A 20888-nucleotide genomic window follows, 5' to 3' on the forward strand; every position below is an offset into this window, starting at 1 on the left:
GGTTAAGAACGAGCCGGGAGAAACGTCAAGGGTTTCGGCCAGGTTACCGAAAAGTGACGGTGCCGGGCGGCGCCCGTCGTACCGGCCGAGGGGTGTGCCGGCCGGTACGACGGCGGAGGCGGTGCGGCGGGGGCGGGGCGGGGCGGCGCGTGATCGGCGCCGTCCCCCACCGGCCCGTCCCGGCGAGGCGGCCCCGCCGTCAGCGGCCGGCCTGGAGCGCGGCCCAGGTGGCGGGCCCCACGACGCCGTCGGGGTCCAGTCCGCGGTTCGTCTGGTAGCCGCGCACCGCCGTCACCGTCGCCGGGCCGAAACTCCCGTCGACGGCGACCGTCGATCCGAGGGCCGCGGTCAGCGCGCGCTGGAGCCGCTTCACCCCGTCGCCCGAGGCGCCCTGCTCCAGCGGCGGCGTCGCACCGGCCGACAGCAGCGCGGTCCAGGTCCTCGCCCCCACGACGCCGTCCGCCTCCAGCCCGTGGGCCGCCTGGTACGCGGTGACCGCCTGCTGCGTGGCCGGGCCGAAATCGCCGTCCACCGCGCCCGCGGAATGCCCCTGCTCGCCCAGCAGCCGCTGCACCGCCGACACCTGCGGTCCGGCGGAGCCGCTGCGCTGGGTGGCGTACGCGGCGAAACTCAGCCCGTCGGCCGGGGTGCCGCCGCCGTCGGTCCCGCCGACCAGCTCCATGTAGCGCGCCCAGTCCCAGTGCGGGCCGGGGTCGGTGTGGTCGTTGCCGGGGGCCTCGCTGTGCCCGATGATGTGTGCCCGGTCCTTCGGGATGCCGTACCGGTCGCACAGATAGCGGGTCAGCGCCGCCGACGAGCGGTACATCGCGTCGGTGAACCACGACGGGTCGTCGACGAACCCCTCGTGCTCGATGCCGAGAGCCGAGGCGTTGGCGCTGCGCGCGTGGTATGCCGTATCGCTGTCGCGCACCGTCTGGGTGATCTCGCCGTCCGACGAGCGCACCACGTAGTGCGCGCTGACCTCCGAGGCGGGGTTCTGGAACCAGTTGATCGAGCCCGCGTACGAGCCCTGCGTGACGTGCACGATCACCTTGTCGATCTTCGCCGAACGGCCGACGGCGTAGTTGTTCGTGTGGGCCGGGACCCACAGCGCCGACGGGTAGTCGGGGCTCTGGGCACGCACCTCGGCCGAGGCGGTCGCGCCTTTCTGCGGCGCGACCGGACGACCGGTCACCGAGACCTTCTCCCCGCCGGGGACGACGGCGTCCAGGCCGTCGGCGAGGAAGGTGTAGACCGTGTCGGCGTAGAGGGCGGCGGTCGCCCCCCGGGCTCCGCTGTACCGGGCGACGACCGGGTACCAGGCGTCGAGGTCGTCGCGGTCCCGGGCGTCCAGACCGAGTTTGTCCGCGTAGCCGCGCAGCACGGCCGCGCCGCCCATGATGTTGGCCGCGGTGTCGGTGCGCAGGCCCGCGGGGGACGCGCCGGTGAGCGCGGCGGCCCGCTCCAGCGTCCGGTTCACGGGATTGCTGACGAGGTGCATCACCCCGTACCCGTTCGCCTGGCTGGGACGCCCCGCGTGGCCGTCGAGGTGGGTCTCGCCGTAGCCGACGGCGGCGAGCAGATCACGCGGCACGTCGAACCGTTCGGCCGCCCGCGCGAACGCCCGGTTCATCGGACGGTCGTCGTCGGGGGCGGCGAGGGCCGGGGTGCCGGTCGCGGCGAGGACGGTGGCGGTGAGGGCCGCCAGGGCGGACGCGCGGGCCCTGGTGCGGACGGCTGCTCGTCGGGGCATGCCTGCTCCTGCTCTGTGTGGGGGAGAGGTGAACGGCCCCGGGGCCCGAGTGGGGTGGGCCGAGGGGCCGGAGCGCGTTCAGCGTATCGATGTGTTCAGGCCATGACAATCTTGTGGCCGCGTCCCAACGCTCCTTCACCCGAATGCCATTGACGGACCGTCGGATTGCGCGCGGGGCGGCGCCGGGCGCTCGTGCGCCCCCCCCCGGTGAACCGGGGGCGCGGCCGTCGCCCCGTACCCGGTCCCCGGCCCCGGTGGGCGACCGGGGCCGGGCGGGTGCCGCTACCAGCGGTCGCGGTGGATGACGTCCGCCACCGGGCGGCGCCGCACCGGGCCGAAGTTGCCCTGCGGCCGGCCGACCGGAATCGCCGCGAAGGTGTGCATGTCCTCGGGGATGCCGAGCGCCTCCTTCCACTCCTGCTCCAGCATCAGGTGCCAGATGGTGATGTTCGCGGCGAGCCCCAGCGCCCGCGCGGCCAGCAGGATGTTCTGCACGCCGGGGTAGACGCACGACCCCTCCGCGAGGGCCTGGAACCGGGTCTGGGTGTTCATCATGTGCTCGGTCCCGGCCGGGCCGAGTGCCCGCGCGGACGCCTGCATCCCCTCCTCGTCCAGCCGGGGCTCCGGGAACCGGTAACACGGGATGATCAGTGCCGGGGTGTCGGCGAAATGGTCGCGCTGGTACTCGATCGCGGCGACCATCCGCCCGTACGCCGCGTCGTCCATGCCCTCGGGCGCGTACTTCCCGGTGGTCGCCAGGTACGCGTCCACGCACCGCTTCCACAGGGGCGCGAGACGGGCCATCACCTCACGGTCCGTCACCAGCACGTACTCGTAACACTGCATGTTGCCGCCGCTCGGCCCCCACACCGCGGCCTGCACGAGTCGTTCCAGCGTCTCGTCGGGCACCGGATCCGGCTTCAGGCGGCGCATGGCGCGCATGGTGGACATGGTCGGAAAGAGCGCGGGTTCACCGGTTCCGGCGGCATCCGTCGGTATATGTGTCGTCATGATCGCGGAGTCTACGGGCGAAATCCGGCCGATGGCAGGGGGGAGTCCGGCCATCGGGACGGACGGGCGGGTGCGCGCGGGACGGCCTGGGGAAAGGGGCCGGTCGGCCTTCGACGGTGACCCGTACGCCCCTGTTCCCTCCTGCGTGTCGCCCCTCCGGGGCCGCAGGAATCGCACGCCTGGACGACAGCCCTCCGCACGGGGGAACGCGGAACGGAACCTCCTTCACGAAGGCGTATAAAGGGTTCCTCCGGACCGGCCGGCGTCCCCGAATGGCACTCACCCCTCACGCGGCAGGGCGTCACCGCGTACGAGAGCGCAGGAGTGCCGTATGAGCACCGCGGAAGAGATCAACACCTTGCTGGTCGCCAACTTCGGAACCGACCCCCGGGCCATCCGTCCCGAGATGGCGCTCCGTCAACTCAGCCTGGACTCCCTGGCGCTGGAGGAACTACGGCTCCTCATCGAGGAACGACTGGGCATCGACCTGGACGACGTACCGCTCACCTCGCGCGACACCGTCGCCGAACTCGTGGCCGTCGTGCACCGGAAGGCCGCCGCGTGACGGCCCGTCCGGGGCCCCCCGCCCCGTTCGCCGCCGCCGTCACCGGGATCGGCCTGGTCACCGCGGCGGGCACCGGGGCCGACGCCACCTGGCGCACGGTCACCGGGGCCGACACCGCGCCGAATGTCCTGCGCAGGCCCGAACTCGAAGGCCTGCCCTGCGACTTCATGTACACCATCAGCGGTCTCGACACCCGGGCCGGGCTCGGGATCGCCGTCGTCCGGCTGATGGACCGCTTCTCCCAACTCGCCGTCCTCGCCGCCCGCGAGGCCGTCGCGGACGCCGGTCTCGACCCCTCGGCCTGGGACGGCGCACGGGTCGCCGTGATCATCGGTTCCGCGCACGGCGGGCTTCCGTTCTACGACGAACAGCACACCCTCCTCACCGAGCGCGGGGCGCGCCGCGTCTCCCCGAAGCTCGCCCCGCTCACCGTCGTCAACGGCGCGGCCAGCAGCGTCGCCACCGACCTCGGCGCCCTCGGCCCGAGCCAGGCCGTCTCCACCGCGTGCTCCTCCGGCACGGTCGCCATCGGCACCGCCCACCAGATGCTCCGCTCCGGCGCCTGCGACATCGCCGTCGCGGGCGGCGCGGAATCGGTCTGCTCCCGTCTGCTGTTCGCCAGCGCCTGCCAGTTGAAGGCGGTCTCCACCCGGCGCGACGACCCCGGGGCCGCCTGCCGCCCGTTCGACACCCACCGGGACGGCTTCGTCATCGGCGAGGGCGCCGGACTCCTCGTACTGGAACGCCCGGAGCACGCCCGGGCCCGCGGCGCCACCGTCCGCGCGCACGTCGCCGGATACGGGGCCTCCAGCGACGCCCACTCCGCCGTCGCCCCGGACCCCGAGGGGCGCGGCATCGAACGCGCGCTGCGCACCGCCCTCGCGGACGCGGGAGTCGACGCCACCGACATCGGCCATGTCAACGCCCACGGCACCTCGACCGTCTCCAACGACCTCATCGAGGGGACCATGCTGCGCCGGGTCCTCGGCGAGCACCCCCTGATCACCTCCACGAAGGCGATGACCGGACACACCCTCGGCGCCGCCGGGGGGATCGAGACCGCGCTCACCGTGCTGGCGCTGGAGCGGCAGCTCGTGCCCCCCACCGCGAACCTCGACGCCCCCGACCCCGGCATCCCGGTCGACGTGGTGCGCAAGGAGGCCCGGGCCGCGGCGTTCGACGCGGCGGTCAAGACCTCGCTCGGATTCGGCGGTCACAACGCCGCACTCGTCCTCACCAGGGCCTGACCCGGAAACGAGGAGCCGTCATGGCCGAGGAGATCATCCGGACCCTGTCGGTGCGCGGGTTGCGCTACCGCTACCGCGTCCTCGCGCAGCCCGCCCCGTGCACCGAGCCGGTCGTCGTCCTCGGCGGCGCGCTCCAGGGCATCCACGGCTGGCCCCAGATGGACGACCACCTGGGTCCGTTCGCCTCCGTCGTCACCGCCGACCTGCCCGGCATGGGCGACGCGGATCCGCTCCCGGCGGGGTCGGACGACGGTCTCCTGCGCGAGGCCGTCACCGGGATCATCGACGACCTCGGCGTACCGAGGGTCAACCTGTTCGGGTTCTCCTACGGCACCTCGATCGCCTTCGGCTGCGCCCGGCACCGACCCGGCCGGGTCGCCCGGCTGATCCTCGGCGGGGTGCCCTCGCACATCAGCGACGGCCAGCGGGACGACTGGCGCCGGGCCGTGGACCGGCTCGCGGCCGACGACATGGCGGGGCTCGCCGCACTGGCCGCCGCGGCACTGATGTGTCAGGACCGGGAACGGCGGGTCCACCGGCGGGACTTGGCCCAGCGCTACGTGCGGCGTTCCTTCCTGCACGCCCTGACCCACTCGCCGCACGCCGCCCGGTCGCTGCTGCGTCCGCTGGAGCACCGGCCGGACTTCTCGGGCGGTCTGACCGGCGTGCCCGCCCTCGTCTTCGCGGGCGAGCACGACACGGTCACGTCGCCCGAGCGGCAGCGCGCCTTCGCCGCCACGATCGAGGGCAGCAGGTTCGTCACGATCGGGGAGTCCGACCACTGGGTGGTCCTGGAACGCCCGGACGACGTCGCCGATCTCGTCGCCCGCTTCTTCACCGACCGGCCGCTGGAACAGGCGCCGGGACTGGCGGCCCTCCCGCACCAGCCGGTACGCGGCTCCAGTCCGGTGGGGCGGGCGTGACCGCCGGGCCATGAGGGGCGGGGGCACCCGGCGGCCGGCCGCCCCCGCCATGACAGGGGACGTTCACACGTCCCCGGGATCAGTGCCGCCCGTGTCCGGGCCGGCCGTGGCCGTGATCGGGATGCCGGGGGCCGACGTCCACGCGCACGATCTGCGGGTCGTGGTCGCTCGCCTGATCGGCGAACTCGGCGTTGATGTGCACGACGTCGTAGTCGAAGCGGCGGATTCCGGGGCTCGTCAGGATGTGGTCCAGCGTCTGCGAGTTGCCGTCGTACACATAGCTGTACCGCTCGTTCGCCGGCAGCGTGCCGATCAGCGGCTTGAGCACCTTGCCGCTGGTCAGCGCGTTCACCGTCGGGGAGAACGCGAAGTCGTTCAGGTCGCCGAGCGTGATGACGCGGGCCGAGTCGTCCGCCGCCAGCAGCGACTTGACGAAGGTGTTGACCTCCGTCGCCTGCTGCACCCGCTTGGTCTCCGAGCTCCGCCGCGGCTCCTGGTAGCGGCCGTGCAGGGGCTGGTCGCCGCCCTTGGACGCGAAGTGGTTGCCGATCACGAAGACCGGCTTGCCGCGGAAGCGGAACTCACCGACGAGCGGCTTGCGGCTGTCGGCCCAGGCATCGCTGTTCGGGGCGATCCGGCCGGGCGACACCGAGAGGGTGACGCCCTTCTTCGTCCGCACCGCGGAGACGGCCGTCGTCGCGTCGCCGCCCGCGCGGTCCACGAAGTCGACCCTCTTGGGATTGAAGAGGAAGACGTTGCGGATGTTGCCGCCGGGCTCGCCGCCGTCCTTGTTGTTCTCGGGGGCGATGTACCGCCACGCGTACCGGGGGCCGCCCGCGGCCACGATCGCGTCGGTGAACCGCTTCAGCGTGGCCTCGGAACCGACCGTGCCGTCGTTCACCGCGCCGTTGTCGTCCTGGATCTCCTCCAGCGACACGACGTCCGGGGAGGAGAGGTTGACGGCGACGCCCTGTGCGAGCGTGTCGAACTTCGCCTGCTCGTCCAGCGCGTCGAGGTTCTCCACGTTGTACGTGGCGACCGCGAGTTCGCCGCCCTTCTGCTTCCGGGTGACCTCGCGCCGCAGGTGCTTGTCGGTGCGGGTGCCGAGCTCGGTGGCCTGGAGGCTGTAGCCGCCGTACGACGCGTAGTCCATGACGCCGGTGGTGGTGCCGGACAGCACGTCGCCGACGTTCGCGGTCGGGACCGGCCGGTTCGCGTCGAGCGACATCACCTTGATGCGGCCGGTGTTCTGGTCGTCGTACGAGGCGTACAGCGTGCCGCCGCGCCGGGTCCGGTTCTCGTCCGGCTTGACGGTCACCCAGATCTCGCCGTACGTGTTCGTGGCGCCCGTCACCCGGGTGTCGGTGACGCGGACGCGGGTGCCTTCGAGCGACTCGTACAGGTCGAGGGCGTACACCGACGGCTGGAGCGGGAGCGTGTCGATCGAGCCGCCGTCCGCCGAGGGCACGTAGGCGTCCGGCACCGAGGCCGCGTCGAGCACCACCGCCTCGGGCAGCGGGTTGCCCGACGACAGGACCGTCGTCCTCGGGGCGGTGATCTCCGTGACCGACTGGCTGGTCGTCGACGGGTAGTACTCGTCCACCTTGCCGCTGACCAGTACCGAGTCGCCCACGGCGACCTGGGGCGCGGTGGAGCCGGTGAAGACGAACACCGCCTCGCTGGTGCGGGGGTCCGCGTCCGGCGAGGGATCCTGGATCCAGAAGCCGCGCGAACCGGTGGACCGGACGCCGGTGACGATGCCCGGAACTCCGGTCACCTGGCGGCCGTCCAGCGGCGACACCCGGGTGGTGCCCTGGATGTCGTGGATGCGGACGGTGCCGGGCTCGGTCGGGCCGCCGGGGTCCGGCGGCCCCTCGCCGCCCGAGGTCTCACCGGCCGAATTGACCGGCGTCGGCGCGCCCGCGGCGAAGTCCGCGGCGTTGTCGTCGGTGTCGGCGAGGGACGCCGCGCGCGCCACCGAGGCGGTGTTCGACGCCCCGGCGGCCGGGCCGCCGCCCTCGCGGACGACGGCGGAGCCGTAGCCGACGAGGTCCACGATCCGGGTGTCGGCCGCGCAGTCGGCGGCCGTCTTGCAGGTCAGCGGGGTGGTGCCGGAGACCAGCGCGACGGTGCCGCCGGTGGCCGACATCGCGACCGTGCCGGTGGCGTCCGGGGTCGGCAGGGCGGCGGCGGTGCCGGTACCCGCGGCCTGGGCGACCAGGTAACGGCCACCGGGGGCGAGCGAGCCGGTCAGCGCGGACACCTGCCACAGCGATCCGGCCGAGGGGGCGGCGGGCAGGTACTGCACGCTGAAGCCCGACAGGTCGTACGCGGCGGTACCGGCGTTGGCGAGTTCGACGAAGTCACGGGTGAGCGGGGCACCCGAGTTGCCTCCGCCGCCGTACACCTCGGAGATCACGGCGGTCGAGGACGGAGCCGCGAAGGCGGCGGGCAGCGCGGTGGCCGACAGCGTCACGGCGACGGCGCCGGCCAGCAGGACGGAACGGGGTCTGGATATGTGCACGGTGGACTGCTCCCGAAGTCTGGTGAGGGCAAAAGCTATGCGCGTAGAACCAGCCTTGACAAGACATCAGAAGTGAATTCCGTACATCGCGACGGAGTACGGCCGCCGCCGGGAGCGCGGGAGCGGAGCGGGGGAGCGCCGTCCGGGAGGAGCGAGGCCGCCCGGGTCGTCGGGCCGGCCGCTCCGGGCGCTGCGCCGGGCCGTCGGTCACCACGTGGGTTTCGACGGCCCGGACGCCCGGCCCGGGCCACCGGTCAGACGGTGGGAACCCGGTCGAGGAAGCCGCTGACGGTGGCGATGCGTCCGTCGGCGGCGAGGGCGATCACATCCGACCCGGCGACGGGCGCCGAGCCGTCGGGGGAGACGAGTTCCCAGCCGAAGCGCACCAGGTCGTGATGCCCGTCGGGGGCGCCGAGCGGCCGGAACACGAAGCCGGGGAACTGCTGGTGGGCCCCGGTGATCGCGGCCGCGAGCTCCCGGTGACCGCGCACGTCGGCCAACGGGTCGGTGTACGCGGCGGTCTCGGTGAAGGCGGCCGCCACCGCCTTCTCCAGGTCCTCGGGGGCCGCGTTCCAGGCGTCGAAGTAACGGCTGACGGCGTCCTTGTGTGCGGTCATCGTGTTGTCCTCTCGTGGCGTCCCGGCCTTCGGGCCGGGATTCGTGTGCGCCGGTGGGAAACACGATCTCCCGCGGTGGGCGGTGCGTCGATTACCTGTGAGGTCATGGGCGGAGCTGCTGCCCGGAAGGCCCCGGTGCCGGGGCCGCTGCTGCCCGTGAGCCCGGGGGTGTGGCCCGCGGCCCGTGGCCCGTGGGATCAGGGGTGCGCGGCCCGTGGGATCGAGGGTGCCGGGGCCGGTCCGTCACACCTCGTTGTCGGGGACCACGTGCACGGCCGCCTCCTCGGCCGACGCGGCCGCTCCGTCGATGCCGACGTCCTCGGCCGCCAGCGTGTCCGGCTCGTCGATGTCGAGCTGCCGGGTGAGACGGCCGGCACGCACCGTACCCACCTCCGCGTCCCGGAGCTCGCCGTCACCGTCGGAAAGGTCGCCCAGGGCGTCGCCGTCGGCCGCGGTGACATCGGGGAGCTCCCGCGCCAGCCGGCCCTCCAACGGCTCGCCGCGGTGCTGCTCGGCCGCCGTGGTGCCCCGGTCCTCCACCGCCCACGGCCGCTCGGGCGGCGAATAGCCCTCGTCGAGCAGGTCGGTCAGCCCGCGGTTGTCGAGGATGTCCTCGATGCCGAGCTGCTCGGTGAGGTCGGATGCCTCCGGCTGCTGGGGCTGGTAGACGTCATCCCCCATCTCGGCATCCTTCATGGTCTGTCCCTTCCCGGTTCCGGGGATCCCGGCCGTGCGTGCCGGGCACGCGACTCGGGTGAAACGGGTCGTACATGCGGTTTACCTGCGATAGGTGCGCCGAAGTGATCGAAGCGCCTGTATGGGTTCAGGATAACGGCCTGAAGTGGACCGGGCGCGAGTCCGCAGCGGTGGAACGTCCCCCGGGCGCGGACGGCCGGACCGAGGGACGATGGAAGCGGCGGGTGAACGACGCCCTGCCGCCATCGGCACTCGGGAGAACCGCCATGGACTACCCGGAGAGCTACGAGCTGGTGTTTCAGGCGTTCGCCGTGGAGGACGACACGGTGACCGTCCGGCGCACGACGCAGTCGGGCGCGGGCGGATACCCCATCTACGAGGACGAGACCGGCATCGTCCGCGCCGAGATCAGTGACCGGGGAGAGGTGCGCATGCTGGCCAGCGGTGGCCATCAGGTACTCGGAACGCCACTGGTGGTGCGCGAACCGAGCGGCTGACATGCCGAGAGCCCGCCCGGAAGGTCCTTCTCCGGACGGGCCCGTGTCGTGCCTGTCAGCCCTCGGTCCACCCGTGGTTCTTCGCGAACTGCAGCAACGCGCCCCGGACCTGCAGGATCTGCGTACCCGTCAGCGACGGGGCGGAGTCCAGCAGGATCTCGGTCACCTCCTTGGTGTACGCGGCCGCGCTGAGCACGTCGCACAGGGTGTCGTCATCCGTCGAACCGGAGGCGTGTCCGGCCGCGGACCGCGGCGGGGTCAGCGGCTTGCCGTCGGCCCCTTCGGCGAGTCTGACGGACGACGCCTTGAGTCCGCGGTCACCGTCCTCGATCTCGAACTCCACCGCCGTGCCCGCATGCACGTAGGACTCCGGGATCAACATGTCGTTCACGTGGAGAAAGACGTCCTCACCGCCATGATCCGGCGCGATGAAACCGTATCCTCGTGTGCTGTCGAAGCGCACCACGCGACCAGAAACCACACCAACCCCCAAGAAAAAGAAACCGGGCCCCTTGCCCGTCGCCACACATGGCTCGACCGGAGAATAGCCTGTGCGGTTGTGGGGGCGCGACCCGGTCCGCGAGTCGCCCGGCCGGTTCAACGGAGCCCGCGCGGGGGCGGCGGCGCGGTTCCGGAGGCCAGCGGGGAGCGGGCCAGATGGACGGTGCCCAGCGCGATCAGGGCGATCGCGACCAGTTCCGGCACCAGCCACCACCCGGTGCGCAGGTGCTCGCCGAAGAGCGTCACCCCGTACAGGACGCTGATCAGCGCGTCCCCCAGTGTCAACGGTGGCTGGACCGCGACCAGCATGCCCGCCTGCAGGGCGTTCTGGAGCAGGAACAGAGCCCCCACCCCGGCCGCGGCGGTGGCGTACAACTGCCAGGACGTCAGCAGCGCCACCGCTCCGCCGCCCCCCTCCAGCCGCGCCATCGCGTCCTTCATGAGCGCGGCCGTCAGGGCGTACCCGCACGCGGCGGCGAGACCGAGCAGCGCGCCCCGGGCATTGCCCCGGGTGCCGAGGGCCGCGCCGATCAGCACGGCCTCGAAGACTCCGGTGAGGATCAGCGTCGGCACCCAGACGGCGCCCCGCACGGAGGTGCCGCCGCCGCCCGGCGCCGCCGACGCCATGCCCAGGGCCAGCCCCAGCGTCATGGCCGCCACCGCGTACCAGAGCGACCTGGGCAGCCGCACCCGCATGGCGAACCCCGCCAGCAGCAGTGTGATCGGCAGTTCGATCACGAAGATCGGCTGGACCACGGCGATCGGCCCGGTGGCCAGTGCCACTGCCTGGCAGACGGCCGCGACGATCACCATGCAGATCCCGGCCAGCCACACCCGCTGGCGCAACAGGTGCCCGATCAGCGAGAGGCGCATCGCCTCGCTGGCGGGGGCGTCACGGGCGGCGCGGCGCTGCAGCACGGAGGCCGCGCCGTTGCTGAACGCGGTCAGGACGGCGAACAGGACACTGATCACCCGCCCATGATGAGGGTCGCGGGGCCGCGATCCCGGGTCCTGCGGCCCGGGGGCACGGCGGGTCGTGCGGATTCACGCGATCCGCGGCCGTACCGGACCGGACCCGGGAGCCGCCCGGCGGCCGGGCCCCAGGGGCCGGGAGGAGGGAACCGGGCACCGCCGGGCCGGAGGCCCCGGGGCCGCACGGTGGGCCGGGGCACGGGTGCGACCGTCCTCGCGGACCGAAGCTGTCCGCGAGTCCCCGTAGCGTGCCGTCCATGACCACGACGAAGACCACTGCCGCACCCCGGGTTCTCGGCCCGCGGGAACTCGGTCGCGCCACGCTGGCACGCCAGCTGCTGCTGCGCCGCAGCCGGATGTCCGCGCAGGCCGCGGTCGAGCACCTGGTCGGCCTCCAGGCGCAGAACACCAAACCGCCGTACTACCAGCTCCGCGCCCGCCTGGACGGTTTCGACCCCGCCGGGCTCGCCGCACTGATGGAGTCCCGCGACGTGGTCCGGATCGTCACCCTGCGTTCCACCATTCACCTGCACACCGCGGCCGACGCGCTCTGTCTGCGCCCGCTCGTCCAGGCCGCCCGCGACCGCGAGCTCAGGACGTTCCGCAAGGGGCTCGTCGGGGTGGACACGACCCGGCTCGCCGCCGTGGCCAGGGAACTCGTCGAGGAGCGGCCCCGTACCCCGAAGGAGATCCGCGAGGCACTGCTCGCCGAGTGGCCCTCCGCCGACCCGCAGGCGCTGGGCGTGGCCGCCCGCTGTCTGCTGCCGCTGGTCCAGGTCACCCCGCGCGGAGTGTGGGGGAGGAGCGGCCGGGTCGCGCTCACCACCGTCGAGCACTGGCTGGGCAGACCGGCGGAGCCGGTTCCCGCGCCCGACGCCGCGGTGCTGCGCTACCTCGGAGCCTTCGGACCCGCCTCCGTGCAGGACATGCAGGCCTGGGCCGGACTCACCAGGTTGCGGGAGGTCTTCGAACGGCTGAGGCCGCGCCTCATGACCTTCCGCGACGAGAACGGTGTCGAACTCTTCGACCTGCCGGACGCCCCGCGCCCCGGCCCGGACGTCCCCGCCCCGCCGCGCTTCCTCCCCGAGTTCGACAACGTGCTGCTGGGCCACGCCGACCGCACGCGAGTCATCCCGCCCCGGTACCGGGGCCGCAACGGGAACGGCAACCAGTCCTACGGAACGGTCCTTGTCGACGGGTTCCTCGCGGCGATCTGGCGGTTCGGCGGTCCCGGAACCGTAGCGGACGGCGTCGGCGCGGGGCCGACGGCGACGACGCTCACCGTGCAGCCGCTCGGCGCGCTGAGCCCGGCCGACCGCGACGCCGTGACGGAGGAGGCCCGGCGGATGCTCGCCACGATGACGACGGGGAGCGGCGCGGCGGGCGGACACGACATCCGGTTCGCGGAGTTCATCGACTTCGACCGGTGAGCGAAGCGCCACGGCGGGCGCCCTTCCCCGGGCGGGCCCCGGCGGGCTCGTTCAGGGCAGCAGCCCCGCACGCCGCGCCGCCACCACCGCCTCCAGCCGGGTGTGCGCCCCCAGTTTGCGCATCGCCGCGCGCAGGTACCCCTTCACCGTCTCCGGCCTCAGCCCCAGCCGTTCCGCCGCCACCGCGTTGGTCGTGCCCGCCGCCACACAGGCCAGCACGTCGAGTTCGCGCGGGGCCAGGCGTATCCCGCCGGGCACCGGCCCCCGGCCGCCGGCCGCCGCGGCGAGCCGCCCGCACACCGCGAGCAACTCCTCGCGCAGCGCCGGATCGACGACCTTCGGGACCAGGGTGCGCAGCTCCCGATGGGCCTCCCGGACGTCCTCCCACGCCTCCGGCGCGGTGGCCCCGGGGTCCGTCGCCCGTTCCCGGGTGACCGCGAGGAGCTGCTGCACCTCGTCCCGGACGACCAGCGCCTGTTCCACGTCACGGGCCGCCGCGACCGCGGCGTCGAACATGCGGTCCCCGAGCGCGAGCGGTTCGCGCAGGGCCCCGTACAGCAGACCGCGCACCTTGCGCCGCACGACGACGGGCACCGCGACCACCGAGCGCAGCCCCTCCGCCGCGACCGCCATGTCGTACTCGTGGCTGATGTGGCGCGAGGAACGGTAGTCGGTCACGGCGCACGGGCGGGACAGCGCGATCGACTTCCCGCCCAGGCCGCTGCCCGCCGAGATGACGAGCCCGCGCAGAACAGCGGTCTGCGCACCGTTCAGTTCGGCGATCCGGGCATGGCGGGCGTCCGAGAGGAGCCCGCCGAAGGCCACGGGCAGTCCACTGGTCCGGCGCAGCCGCAACAGGGCTGACTGCATCTCGACCGCATCGACGGGTTCCGGCACGCTGACGCCTCTCTGCCCGGCCCCAAGGGCTCGGCGGCCCCGCTCGGCGCACCCCCGTTCGGGGGTGGTGAGACCTGGGTCACTGTTTACATGATGTTAAGCGACCGGTCCGGTCCGCAATGAGGAGGGCACATGTCGGCAACCAACGCGACGGAAACGTTCCGGGCCGCCCGGGACTTTCTGCTGCGGCACCGCGAGGACTACCAAGCGGCCTACGAGGGCTTTCGCTGGCCCCGGACCGACCACTTCAACTGGGCGCTCGACTGGTTCGACGTCATCGCGGAGAACAACGACCGCACCGCCCTGCACATCGTGGAGGAGGACGGGACCCGCACCGAGGTGTCCTTCGCCCGGATGTCCGCGCGCTCCAACCAGGCAGCGAACTGGCTGCGCGCACAGGGCGTGCGGGCCGGCGACCGGATCCTCGTCATGCTCGGCAACCAGGTCGAGCTGTGGGAGACCGCGCTCGCCGCGATGAAGCTGCGCGCCGTCGTCATCCCAGCCACCCCGCTCCTCGGCCCGGTCGACCTGCGGGACCGGGTGGAGCGCGGCCGGGTCCGGCACATCCTGGTGCGCGACGCCGACACCGCCAAGTTCGCCGAGGTGCCCGGCGCCTACACCCGGATCGCCGTCGGCGCGGACGTGCCCGGCTGGCGGTCGTACACCGGCGCCGACGACCAGCCGCAGACCTTCGAGGCGGACCGGGAGACGGACGCCGACGAGCCGTTGATGCTCTACTTCACCTCCGGCACGACCGCCAGCCCCAAGCTCGTCGAGCACACCCACGTCTCCTACCCGGTGGGCCACCTGTCGACGATGTACTGGATCGGCCTCAAGCCCGGGGACGTGCATCTCAACATCTCCTCGCCCGGCTGGGCCAAGCACGCCTGGTCGAACCTCTTCGCGCCCTGGAGCGCCGAGGCGACCGTCTTCATCTTCAACTACACCCGTTTCGACGCCGCCCGGCTGATGGCCGAGATGGACCGTTCCGGGGTCACCAGCTTCTGCGCCCCGCCCACCGTCTGGCGGATGCTCATCCAGGCCGACCTCTCCCAGCTGAAGAACCCGCCGCGCGAGGTCGTGGCGGCCGGGGAACCGCTGAACCCGGAGGTCATCGAGACGGTGCGGCGCGTCTGGGGCGTCACCATCCGCGACGGCTTCGGCCAGACCGAGACCGCCGTCCAGGTCGCCAACACACCGGGCCAGCTCCTGAAGGCCGGGTCGATGGGGCGGCCCAGTCCGGGCTTCAGGATCGAGCTCCTCGACCCGGTGACCGGCGAGCCCGGCGCCGCCGAGGGCGAGATCTCCCTCGACCTGTCCGACCGCCCGGTGGGCCTGATGACCGCCTACCACGGAGACCCGGACCGCACCGCGGAGGCGATGGCGGGCGGCTACTACCGCACCGGCGACATCGGCTCCCGCGACGCGGACGGCTACATCACCTACGTCGGCCGGGCCGACGACGTCTTCAAGGCGTCCGACTACAAGATCTCCCCGTTCGAGCTGGAGAGCGCCCTGCTGGAGCACGAGGCGGTCGCCGAGGCCGCGGTCGTCCCGGCCCCCGATCCGGTGCGGCTCGCGGTGCCGAAGGCGTACGTCGTGCTCGCGGAGGGCTGGGAGCCCGGCCCCGACACCGCGAAGGTGCTGTTCGACCACTCCCGGTCGGTCCTCGCCCCGTACAAGCGGGTCCGCAAGCTGGAGTTCGCCGACCTGCCCAAGACCGTCTCCGGCAAGATCCGCCGCATCGAGCTGCGCGAGCACACCGCCCGGGGCGCCGGCACCGAGTACGACGAGGGGGACCTGCGATGACCGAACTCTCCTACGCCCACGGCACCGGCACCACGCCGCTGCTCGGCGACACGATCGGACGCAACCTCGACCGCGCCGTCGAGGCGTTCGGCGACCGCGAGGCGCTCGTCGACGTCGCCTCGGGACGGCGCTGGACGTACGCCGAGTTCGGCGCCGCCGTCGACGAACTGGCCCGTGCGCTGATGGGGTCCGGTATCGCCAAGGGCGACCGGGTCGGGATCTGGGCGGTCAACTGCCCCGAGTGGGTGCTCACGCAGTACGCCACCGCCCGGATCGGCGCCGTCATGGTCAACATCAACCCCGCCTACCGGGCGCACGAGCTGGGGTACGTGCTCCAGCAGGCCGGGATCTCGCTCCTGATCTCCTCGCTCTCGCACCGGACCAGCGACTACCGGGCTCTGGTCGGTGCGGTCCGCGCCGACTGCCCCGCGCTGCGCGCCGTGCACTACATCGGCGACCCGTCCTGGGACGAACTGCTGTCCGTGGCACCCTCCGTGACGTCGGCCCAGCTCGCCGACCGGGAGGCCGGGCTGTCCTGCGACGACCCGATCAACATCCAGTACACCTCCGGTACCACCGGCTTCCCCAAGGGCGCCACGCTCTCCCACCACAGCATTCTCAACAACGGCTACTTCGTGGGGGAGCTGATCGCCTACACCGAGCAGGACCGGGTCTGTCTGCCGGTGCCCTTCTACCACTGTTTCGGTATGGTCATGGGCAATCTCGGGATCACCTCGCACGGTGCCTGCATCGTCATCCCTGCGCCCGCCTTCGAACCGGCGGCCGTGCTCGCCGCCGTCCAGCAGGAGCGGTGCACCTCGCTCTACGGCGTCCCCACGATGTTCATCGCGGAGCTGAACCTCCCCGACTTCGCCGCGTACGACCTGTCCTCGCTGCGCACCGGCATCATGGCCGGATCGCCCTGCCCGGTCGAGGTGATGAAGCGGGTCGTCGCCGAGATGCACATGGACGAGGTCTCCATCTGCTACGGCATGACGGAGACCTCACCGGTCTCCACCCAGACCCGCCGCGACGACGACCTGGAACGCCGCACCGGCACGGTCGGCCGCGTGATGCCGCACCTGGAGGTCAAGGTCGTCGACCCGGTCACCGGGGTGACCCTGGAGCGCGGCGCCGCGGGCGAACTCTGCACCCGCGGCTACAGCGTGATGCTCGGCTACTGGGAGGATCCCGAGCGCACCGCGCAGGTGATAGACGCCGGCCGGTGGATGCACACCGGGGACCTCGCGGTGATGCGCGCGGACGGCTACGTGGAGATCGTCGGCCGGATCAAGGACGTGATCATCCGGGGCGGCGAGAACGTCTATCCGCGCGAGGTCGAGGAATTCCTGCACGGCCACCCGAAGATCGCGGACGTGCAGGTGGTGGGGGTGCCGGACGACACCTACGGCGAGGAGGTCCTGGCCTGTGTCATCCCCAGGGACCCGGCCGCCCCGCCGACCCTGGACGAGGTGACGGACCACTGCCGGGAGCAGTTGGCGCACTACAAGATCCCGCGCCGGCTCCGGATCCTGGAGGCCTTCCCGATGACGGTCAGCGGGAAGGTCCGGAAGATCGAACTGCGGGAGGGCTACGGCGCGTAGCGCGGGGCCCGCGGCCCGGGTGCGGTCAGGCGGCCTCGATGATGTCGCCCGCCCTGCCCCGGGTCGCCGCCGCCCACTCGATCAGGAGTACCTCGTAGGCGGCGGACTCCACGGAGGACCAGTCCTGCCCGGCCCGCGCGTCGACCAGGGCCCGTATCGCCTCGTTCGCCGCGGCGGCGGACGGGCGGGCCGACCGGGGCGGGCGCGCGGCGACGGTGGGTGGCGTGTGCCGTGGAGTTAAGACCATGTGCACCACTTTAGGGCCCGCCACCGACAATGCACCGAACATATGCGCTCCCATGGCCTGAACGTGACCGATCGCACTCGGTGCGACCGGCCGGTTACGCCGGGGCGCGGTCCTCCCGGGTGTGCGGGAGTTCGCGTCGCATGCAGACCCTCGGCCAGCGGTCCAGGCCGTGTTCCGCCTCCTCCGCCCTGATCTTCCGCAGGCCGTCGGTGAGTTCCGCGTCGTCGAGCGCGCGGAAGCCGAGCCGGGCGTAGTACGGGGCGTTCCAGGGGACGTGGCGAAATGTCGTCAGGGTGAGCGCCGTCAGCTCCTGACGCTCCGCCCATCCGGCGAGATGGTCGATGAGCCCGGAGCCGATCCCGCGCCGGGCGGCGGACGGATGGACGGAGACCTGCTCGATGTGGGCCGCGCCGTCGACCGGGTCGGCGATCAGATAGCCGACCGGGCGGTCGGCGGGGTCCGTGGCCACCCAGGCGCGGCCCGCCCGCCGGTAGCGTTCCAGCAGGTCGAGCGGGGGCGGGTCGTCGTCCGCTATGGCTGCCATGCCCAGCGCGCGGAAGGGCTCGCCGGCGTCCCGCTCGATGTCCTGCAGGAGGGGGAGATCGGGGCGGCGGGCGGTACGGATGCGCATGGGGCCAGTATGGCGTCCGCCGCGGAACCCCGGGCGGACGGGGGCCCCGCCCCCGGGGCCTGCCGGTGTCAGGCGTTGGCGTCGACGAGTTCGTCCGCCGGCCCGTTGACCGGCCGGGGTGTTCCCGTGCCGTCCATCACGAAGAGCGGGACGCCGAGTCCGTCCGCCCGTTCCCCGGCGTCCGGCGCGTATCCGGGGAGAGAGAAGAACACGCACGCGACGGAGGCGGACAGGGCGTTCAGCCACAGGCATTCGACGTCGCGCAGCGCGGTCGGCCGACCGCCGGTGTCCACCCGGGCGATCAGGCCGTCGGCCCGCAGATCGATCCGGGCGGGGGAGGCGCCGCCCGGCCGGGACGCGTCGTGGTAGCCCAGCAGGCGCAGGTATCCGGCGGCGTTCGTGACGGCGTCGTGTGCGGTGCGGACCGGTCGGGGGCGGAAGGCGGGCCGGGGCGCCGCCGCGGTGTGCGGCGGCGGTCCGGGGGACACCCGGGTGCCGTCGGCGGCCCCGGGATCGCCGAGGGGCGTCGGTGCCGGGGCGACCGGTATCCGCAGCACCGTCCCGCAGGGGCAGCACAACTCCGGCCGCGGCCACTGGTCGAGACGGCCGCAGGCGCCGCAGCGCACGGCCACCCAGTCGTCGTCCCAGGTGCGGTGGGTGAGCGGTACGACCGGAGCGCCGCGCAGGACCGGCGGGGCGGTCGGCGCTCCGCAGGGGCACGGGTAGGCCTGCGTGCCGTACGTGTGCGCGGCATGGCAGACCGGGCAGCGCACCGGTACCGACTCCACCCTGTCCTCCCTCGTCCCCGCCCCACTTTCCCCCGGGCGTCTCGCCGTCCGGGCCCGCGGGCGCGGCGGCGGGGGCATCGCTCCGGGGCCCATGCTCCATCACGCGCGCGTGCCCCGGAGGCGGTTCGGCGTACTTCGCGCGTCCACGTGCCGACGGCCGCCGCCCGCTCGGCGTCCCTTGACGACCGTTCGGCAGCACCTTAAATTGACTTCCGTATAACAGAATCCATTTTCCGCGATACGGAAATAGTGCGGAAGTGGTCCATGCGGAATTGGTGCTCTCAGGTGGCGCGACAGAGCCCGACTCCACCCGGTCCGAGCAGGAGCACTCAATGCCTCGAATGACCGCTGCCCGAGCGGCAGTCGAAATCCTCAAACGAGAAGGCGTCAGCCACGCGTTCGGTGTGCCGGGCGCGGCGATCAACCCCTTCTACGCGGCCCTCAAGGCCTCCGGCGGGGTCCGCCACACGCTCGCCCGCCATGTCGAGGGCGCCTCGCACATGGCGGAGGGCTACACCCGGGCTCGCCCGGGGAACATCGGCGTCTGCGTCGGCACGTCGGGACCGGCCGGCACCGACATGATCACCGGTCTGTACTCCGCCTCCGCCGACTCGATCCCGATCCTCTGCATCACCGGCCAGGCTCCGACCGCGGTGCTCCACAAGGAGGACTTCCAGGCGGTCGACATCGCCTCGATCGCGGCGCCCGTCACCAAGTCCGCCACGACCGTGCTCGAGGCCGCCCAGGTCCCGGGGGTGTTCCAGCGGGCGTTCCACCTGATGCGGTCCGGCCGCCCCGGCCCGGTCCTGGTCGACCTGCCCATCGACGTCCAGCTCACCGAGATCGAGTTCGACCCCGACCTGTACGAGCCGCTGCCGGTGCACCGGCCCGCGGCGTCGCGCAAGCAGATCGAGCGGGCCGTCCAGATGCTCAACGCGTCCGAGCGTCCGCTGATCGTCGCGGGCGGGGGCGTCATCAACGCCGACGCCTGTGAACTCCTCGTCGAGTTCGCCGAGCTGACGGGCGTTCCGGTGGTGCCGACGCTGATGGGCTGGGGCGTCCTCCCCGACGACCACGAACTGAACGCCGGGATGGTCGGTCTGCAGACCTCGCACCGATACGGCAACGCGAACTTCCTGGAGTCCGACTTCGTCCTCGGCATCGGCAACCGCTGGGCCAACCGCCACACCGGGAAGCTGGACGTGTACACCCGCGGCCGCACCTTCGTGCACGTGGACATCGAGCCCACCCAGCTCGGCAGGATCTTCGCCCCCGACCTCGGCATCGCCTCCGACGCCCGGCCCGCGCTGGAACTCCTCGTCCGGGTGGCGGGCGAGCTGAAGGCGGCCGGGAGGCTCAGGGACCGCTCGCAGTGGGCGGCGTCCACCCAGGAACGCCGGGCCACCCTCCAGCGCCGCACGCACTTCGACGACGTGCCGCTGAAGCCGCAGCGGGTGTACGAGGAGATGAACCGGGCCTTCGGCCCCGAGACCCGCTACGTCACCACGATCGGCCTCTCGCAGATCGCCGGTGCGCAGCTGCTGCACGTGTACCGGCCGCGCCACTGGATCAACTGCGGCCAGGCGGGCCCGCTCGGCTGGACCGTCCCGGCCGCGCTGGGCGTCGCCACCGCCGATCCGGACGGCTCCGTCGTCGCGCTCTGCGGCGACTACGACTTCCAGTTCATGCTGGAGGAACTCGCCGTCGGCGCGCAGCACCGCATTCCGTACGTCCACGTCCTGGTGAACAACTCCTACCTGGGGCTGATCCGTCAGGCCCAGCGCGCCTTCGACATCGACTTCCAGGTCAATCTGGAGTTCGAGAACCTCAACTCGCCGGAGATCGGCGGGTACGGCGTCGACCACGTCAAGGTCGTCGAGGGGCTCGGCTGCAAGGCGATCCGGGTCACCGAGCCGGACCGGCTGCTGCCGGCGTTCGAGGAGGCGAAGAGGCTTGCCGCCGAGTTCCGGGTGCCGGTGGTGGTCGAGGCGATCCTGGAGCGCGTGACGAACATCGCGATGAGCGGCACGGACATCGCGTCGGTCAACGAGTTCGAGGACCTCGCCACCGAGTCCGGCCACGCGCCCACCGCGATCCGTCCGCTCGCGGTGTCCTGAGACGTCGGCCCCCAGGGGCGGCCCGTGCTCCCCGGTCCGGGGCACGGGCCGCCCCGTGT

19 protein-coding genes are annotated in these 20888 nt (G+C 72.6%); 8 read left to right on the forward strand and 11 right to left on the reverse strand.

All coding sequences use genetic code 11. From position 1 onward, the window contains the following. Positions 1-199 precede the first annotated feature (199 nt). Positions 200-1753 (reverse strand): peptidoglycan-binding protein, encoded by a 1554-nt coding sequence (locus tag ACF1CT_RS22970; RefSeq protein WP_391785784.1) that lies wholly within the window; start codon positions 1751-1753, stop codon positions 200-202. 282 nt (positions 1754-2035) lie between these two features. Continuing rightward, positions 2036-2764 (reverse strand): nitroreductase family protein, encoded by a 729-nt coding sequence (locus ACF1CT_RS22975; protein ID WP_391785785.1) that lies wholly within the window; start codon positions 2762-2764, stop codon positions 2036-2038. 331 nt (positions 2765-3095) lie between these two features. On the opposite strand from ACF1CT_RS22975, the gene ACF1CT_RS22980 reads away from it, so the two are divergent. The 3 genes from ACF1CT_RS22980 to ACF1CT_RS22990 are packed head-to-tail and all read left to right on the forward strand — an operon-like array spanning position 3096 to position 5499. Next, positions 3096-3329 carry a phosphopantetheine-binding protein gene (locus tag ACF1CT_RS22980; protein ID WP_391785786.1) on the forward strand — a complete coding sequence of 78 codons (234 nt, stop codon included), beginning with the start codon at positions 3096-3098 and terminating at the stop codon, positions 3327-3329. Further along, entirely contained in the window at positions 3326-4576 is a 1251-nt protein-coding gene (locus tag ACF1CT_RS22985) for a beta-ketoacyl-[acyl-carrier-protein] synthase family protein (protein ID WP_391785787.1), read from the forward strand. Before ACF1CT_RS22980 ends, ACF1CT_RS22985 begins: the two co-directional genes overlap by 4 nt. A 20-nt stretch (positions 4577-4596) precedes the next feature. Then, positions 4597-5499 carry an alpha/beta fold hydrolase gene (locus ACF1CT_RS22990; RefSeq protein WP_391785788.1) on the forward strand — a complete coding sequence of 301 codons (903 nt, stop codon included), beginning with the start codon at positions 4597-4599 and terminating at the stop codon, positions 5497-5499. Between the two features lie 79 nt (positions 5500-5578). On the opposite strand, the gene ACF1CT_RS22995 is transcribed toward ACF1CT_RS22990, so the two are convergent. The 3 genes from ACF1CT_RS22995 to ACF1CT_RS23005 form a co-directional block, all read right to left on the reverse strand. Then, positions 5579-8023: an endonuclease/exonuclease/phosphatase family protein gene (locus ACF1CT_RS22995; RefSeq protein ID WP_391785789.1), complete on the reverse strand. Its 2445-nt coding sequence runs from the start codon at positions 8021-8023 to the stop codon at positions 5579-5581. 254 nt (positions 8024-8277) lie between these two features. Beyond that, complete coding sequence (locus tag ACF1CT_RS23000; RefSeq protein WP_391785790.1) at positions 8278-8640, reverse strand: nuclear transport factor 2 family protein; 363 nt, start codon at positions 8638-8640, stop codon at positions 8278-8280. A gap of 243 nt (positions 8641-8883) precedes the next feature. Next, positions 8884-9336 (reverse strand): DUF5709 domain-containing protein, encoded by a 453-nt coding sequence (locus ACF1CT_RS23005; RefSeq protein ID WP_391785791.1) that lies wholly within the window; start codon positions 9334-9336, stop codon positions 8884-8886. Between the two features lie 266 nt (positions 9337-9602). Here ACF1CT_RS23005 and ACF1CT_RS23010 point away from each other — a divergent pair, with 266 nt between their 5' ends. Continuing rightward, positions 9603-9833: a DUF6296 family protein gene (locus ACF1CT_RS23010; protein ID WP_376242373.1), complete on the forward strand. Its 231-nt coding sequence runs from the start codon at positions 9603-9605 to the stop codon at positions 9831-9833. 55 nt (positions 9834-9888) lie between these two features. Here ACF1CT_RS23010 and ACF1CT_RS23015 read toward each other — a convergent pair whose 3' ends face one another. Next, the gene (locus tag ACF1CT_RS23015) at positions 9889-10314 is read right to left on the reverse strand and encodes a cold-shock protein (protein WP_391785912.1); all 426 of its coding nucleotides are present in this window, start codon (positions 10312-10314) and stop codon (positions 9889-9891) included. Between the two features lie 116 nt (positions 10315-10430). Continuing rightward, positions 10431-11306: a DMT family transporter gene (locus ACF1CT_RS23020; protein WP_391785792.1), complete on the reverse strand. Its 876-nt coding sequence runs from the start codon at positions 11304-11306 to the stop codon at positions 10431-10433. A 257-nt stretch (positions 11307-11563) separates the two neighbouring features. On the opposite strand from ACF1CT_RS23020, the gene ACF1CT_RS23025 reads away from it, so the two are divergent. Beyond that, entirely contained in the window at positions 11564-12736 is a 1173-nt protein-coding gene (locus ACF1CT_RS23025) for a winged helix DNA-binding domain-containing protein (RefSeq protein WP_391785793.1), read from the forward strand. A gap of 51 nt (positions 12737-12787) precedes the next feature. Here the strand turns inward: ACF1CT_RS23025 and ACF1CT_RS23030 are convergent, their stop codons facing one another. Then, positions 12788-13633 (reverse strand): response regulator transcription factor, encoded by an 846-nt coding sequence (locus tag ACF1CT_RS23030; RefSeq protein WP_391785794.1) that lies wholly within the window; start codon positions 13631-13633, stop codon positions 12788-12790. A 132-nt stretch (positions 13634-13765) separates the two neighbouring features. Between ACF1CT_RS23030 and ACF1CT_RS23035 the strand changes: the two genes are divergently transcribed. Both ACF1CT_RS23035 and ACF1CT_RS23040 read left to right on the forward strand, forming a co-directional pair. After that, positions 13766-15442 (forward strand): AMP-binding protein, encoded by a 1677-nt coding sequence (locus ACF1CT_RS23035; RefSeq protein WP_391785795.1) that lies wholly within the window; start codon positions 13766-13768, stop codon positions 15440-15442. After that, a complete protein-coding gene (locus tag ACF1CT_RS23040; protein WP_391785796.1) occupies positions 15439-17046 on the forward strand; it encodes an AMP-binding protein in 1608 nt (535 codons plus the stop codon). The genes ACF1CT_RS23035 and ACF1CT_RS23040 overlap by 4 nt, the downstream gene beginning before the upstream one ends. Positions 17047-17071: 25 nt before the next feature. Here the strand turns inward: ACF1CT_RS23040 and ACF1CT_RS23045 are convergent, their stop codons facing one another. From ACF1CT_RS23045 to ACF1CT_RS23055, 3 genes are all read right to left on the reverse strand, one after another. Next, positions 17072-17293 carry a hypothetical protein gene (locus ACF1CT_RS23045; protein ID WP_391785797.1) on the reverse strand — a complete coding sequence of 74 codons (222 nt, stop codon included), beginning with the start codon at positions 17291-17293 and terminating at the stop codon, positions 17072-17074. Between the two features lie 94 nt (positions 17294-17387). Continuing rightward, positions 17388-17924 carry a GNAT family N-acetyltransferase gene (locus tag ACF1CT_RS23050; RefSeq protein WP_391785798.1) on the reverse strand — a complete coding sequence of 179 codons (537 nt, stop codon included), beginning with the start codon at positions 17922-17924 and terminating at the stop codon, positions 17388-17390. 68 nt (positions 17925-17992) lie between these two features. After that, positions 17993-18712, reverse strand: a complete 720-nt coding sequence (locus tag ACF1CT_RS23055) for a hypothetical protein (RefSeq protein WP_391785799.1) — start codon at positions 18710-18712, stop codon at positions 17993-17995. 332 nt (positions 18713-19044) lie between these two features. On the opposite strand from ACF1CT_RS23055, the gene gcl reads away from it, so the two are divergent. Continuing rightward, the gene (gene gcl / locus ACF1CT_RS23060) at positions 19045-20829 is read left to right on the forward strand and encodes a glyoxylate carboligase (RefSeq protein ID WP_391785800.1); all 1785 of its coding nucleotides are present in this window, start codon (positions 19045-19047) and stop codon (positions 20827-20829) included. Positions 20830-20888: the final 59 nt, after the last annotated feature.

Source organism: Streptomyces sp. NPDC014734 (assembly GCF_043083325.1).
Taxonomy (GTDB): Bacteria; Actinomycetota; Actinomycetes; order Streptomycetales; family Streptomycetaceae; genus Streptomyces.